We start from the raw sequence: 2,899 nt of genomic DNA, 5'->3' as shown, positions 1-2,899 counted from the left end.
AGACCTCGGAGCCGTCGAAACAGCAGCAATCGTCAGTGCTGAAATAATAGTTGGTGTAACCGTTGACCCCCGGCTCCACGCGCGTGTACTGCAGGTCGGTGTAACGGGCCACGTCCATCTCGTCGAAGAGCTCGGCCAGCGGGTCGGGCTCGTCCGTTGGATCGTCAGGCGGCGGATCGCCTGCGTTGTCGTCTGCGTCGTCGTCGTCCTTCTCGAACTGATCGGGAGTGTGGATCTCGTCCAGCGGCTCGGTCTGGCAACAGGGCAGCGCCAGCGCGATAAGCAGCGCCGCGATTATCGCGGCCAATATCAGGACACGATTGCTTTGTGCATTGATCATATTTTCGTCCGACCGGCTTGATCGATACGAGAATACAATAATTCCAACCACTGGCAAATATTATCTCGATCCTTCCAAGCATTGATGGGCAACATGCCGGCAAATCCCGTTCCACCCCGACCCTGTTCTCGGGTATGATGCTGAATCTTGAGGGGAGGTCCAATGGCCGAGAGAAATCGCGTCTGTCCGCCCTGGGTCGGCTACCTGCTGCTCAGCCCGCTGCGCAAACTGTTCGAAAATCCCGACAAGCTGCTGGCGCCCCACGTGCGGCCGGGAATGACCGTAATCGACCTGGGCTGCGCCATGGGCTTTTTCTCGCTGCCCTTGGCGCGGATGGTCGGCGAAACGGGCAAGGTGGTGTGCGTGGACGTGCAGCGCAAAATGCTCGACAAGTTGCAGAGTCGCGCGGTCGCGGCCGGGCTCTCCGAGCGGATCGAGACGCACCTTTGCCCGGAGCACGGACTGGGTTTGGACCGACTGCGCGGCCAGGTCGACTTCGCGGTCGCGATTCACGTGATGCACGAGCTGCCGACCATGGCCCCGGCGCTTTGCGAACTGTACGAGCTGTGCAAGCCCGGTGCGCGGATGGCGATATACGAACCCGGCGGGCACGTCAGCCGACAGGCGTTCGAGGACACCCTTGACCAGGCCCGGCAGGCCGGATGGCTGGTGGAGGATCAGAACGGCTCGCGCAGAAGCAGGCAAGCCGTGCTGCGCCGGGATTAGCCGGAACTAGCGTCGGCGTCCGAGCACCCGGCGCACCGTGTAAATCGCCACCACCAAACCCGCGGCGATCAACACCACGATGAAGTCCCTGTTCTCCAGCACGCCGTTTTGCAGCGTCCCATCGCTTCCCGGCAATATCCCGCTGTTGCGCAGAATGCTGTAAACGAAAATGCCGAGAACCACCACCGCAATTGCGATGCCAATACGACGCCCGTTTTTATAGGCCCGGCCCGTGGCCTCGATCGGATCGTTTCCGTCCGTCTGCTTTGTTTTTTGTTCGTCTTGCTTTTTACCCATGGTCAAAGGCTAGCACAATCGCGCCGCGTGCACAGGCGATTCGTGCGCTCTGGGCGATTGCCCTATTCCACCGCGCGTTCGATCGTGTAACATCAGTACGATTGACCAGCAAAGCGGGAGCCGGGATGCAGATACTATCGCCGATGCTCAAACCGGAGCTGATCCAGCTTGATCTCGAGGTCGAAGACAAGCAGGCGTTGTTCGCTCAGACCACCTCGATGCTTGTGCCGGCGGGCCTGGCCGACCAAGCCCAGCGCGACGAGCTGCTGCGGCTGCTGGTCGAACGCGAGGGACTGGGCTGCACTTGCGTGGGCTCGGGCGTGGCGATTCCCCACGCCGGTCTCCAGGGTTTGGGCGGCACGGCTCTGCTCCTGGCGCGAATCGCCCAACCGTTGGATTACGGCGAGGACGAGGCCGGGCAACACCACCACGTCGACCTGGTCGTGCTGTTGGTCGGCCCGGGCGACGACCCGGCCGAGCACCTGCGGCTGATCTCGCGGTTGTGCCGAATGCTCAAGGACGAGAACTTCCTCGGCGAGCTGCGCAACGCCGCGAATGCGCCGGACGTGCTGCGGGCCTTCGAGCAAGTAGAGGAGCGCCACCCCTAGGGGTGGGTCCCGGGTTTGCTGCTGCTGGGCTGCGTAATCAGTAATCCGGACCTGGCCGAGGAGGTTCTAGCCGCGATGATCGAGGCCGGCATCACCACGGCCACGGTGGTTGAAAGCCAGGGCATGGGACGCGTGATCTCCGAACGGATGCCGATCTTCGCCGGTTTCCGCAACCTGTGGGGCGGAGCCGAGCCCTACGGCCGATTCATCTTCACTATCGTCGAGCCCGCACAGGCCGACGCCGTGATTCCGCTGCTCAAGGACGTGATCTTCGACACCAAGGGCGACGGCAAGGCCAAGGGCGTGATCTTCACCCTGCCCGTGGCCGAGTTCCATAAGCCGTCCCCCGCCCGCTAAGGCCCGATGCGCGCCATCCTGGGCATACTGCTGCTGGGATTGATAGCAGTGGCCGGCTCGTTGCTGGTCGGTCGCCGCGACAAGGGCAAACGCAAGACGCTGAGCCCGCTGCGTACCGGCATGCTGTTCCTGCCGCTGGGCGTGCTGCTGGGACCGCGCGTCAGCGGTGTGTTCGGCCCCGATGCGCTGGCCGGTCTGGAGCCGATCAAAATTCTCGGGCTGGGATGGATCGGCTTTCTTTACGGACTGCACCTCGAGCTGCGCTTCCTGCGACGCGTGAGCCTCAAACTCTATGTGCTGGGCATGGGGCAATCGATCGCCGCTCTGGCCGCAGTGTTCGCGGTGCTCGAGCTGATCGGCTTTGCCCGCGGCGGCACGACCCTGGCCAACGACGCCGCGTTGATCGCCGTTTCCGGCACGTTGATCCTGGCCGCCTGCGCCTCGGGCTCATCGCCTACGCGCGTGTTCTGGCTGGCCTCGCGCTGGCGCTCGACCTCGGCCACGAGCCGCGCGCTGCAGATCGTCTCGTCGCTGGACGACCTGCCGGGGCTGTTGCTGTTTGGTATGTTCT

6 protein-coding genes are annotated in these 2,899 nt (G+C 63.4%); 4 read left to right on the top strand and 2 right to left on the bottom strand.

Annotated features, from left to right (window positions below):
- Positions 1-340 (bottom strand): hypothetical protein (locus tag P9M14_17540; GenBank protein MDP8257553.1); only part of this gene is annotated, 340 nt, incomplete at its 3' end.
- 162 nt (positions 341-502) lie between these two features.
- On the opposite strand from P9M14_17540, the gene P9M14_17535 reads away from it, so the two are divergent.
- Positions 503-1,066, top strand: a complete 564-nt coding sequence (locus P9M14_17535; GenBank protein ID MDP8257552.1) for a methyltransferase domain-containing protein — start codon at positions 503-505, stop codon at positions 1,064-1,066.
- Positions 1,067-1,072: 6 nt separating this feature from the next.
- On the opposite strand, the gene P9M14_17530 is transcribed toward P9M14_17535, so the two are convergent.
- Positions 1,073-1,369 (bottom strand): hypothetical protein, encoded by a 297-nt coding sequence (locus P9M14_17530; GenBank protein MDP8257551.1) that lies wholly within the window; start codon positions 1,367-1,369, stop codon positions 1,073-1,075.
- A gap of 119 nt (positions 1,370-1,488) precedes the next feature.
- Here P9M14_17530 and P9M14_17525 point away from each other — a divergent pair, with 119 nt between their 5' ends.
- The 3 genes from P9M14_17525 to P9M14_17515 all read left to right on the top strand — a co-directional run.
- Entirely contained in the window at positions 1,489-1,971 is a 483-nt protein-coding gene (locus tag P9M14_17525) for a PTS sugar transporter subunit IIA (protein ID MDP8257550.1), read from the top strand.
- Between the two features lie 15 nt (positions 1,972-1,986).
- Entirely contained in the window at positions 1,987-2,328 is a 342-nt protein-coding gene (locus P9M14_17520; GenBank protein ID MDP8257549.1) for a P-II family nitrogen regulator, read from the top strand.
- A 6-nt stretch (positions 2,329-2,334) separates the two neighbouring features.
- Positions 2,335-2,899 (top strand): hypothetical protein (locus P9M14_17515; GenBank protein ID MDP8257548.1); only part of this gene is annotated, 565 nt, incomplete at its 3' end.

This window comes from Candidatus Alcyoniella australis (assembly GCA_030765605.1).
In the GTDB taxonomy this organism is placed as follows: domain Bacteria; phylum Lernaellota; class Lernaellaia; order JAVCCG01; family Alcyoniellaceae; genus Alcyoniella; species Alcyoniella australis.
Note: the sequence above shows the minus strand (reverse complement) of the source record. Positions and strands in the feature narration are given on the sequence as shown.

What these genes read in the sequence shown, in the direction of transcription:
- P9M14_17535 (MDP8257552.1), top strand. Translation starts at nt 503, where the DNA reads ATGGCCGAGAGAAATCGCGTCTGTCCGCCCTGGGTCGGCTACCTGCTG.
- P9M14_17525 (MDP8257550.1), top strand. Translation starts at nt 1,489, where the DNA reads ATGCAGATACTATCGCCGATGCTCAAACCGGAGCTGATCCAGCTTGAT.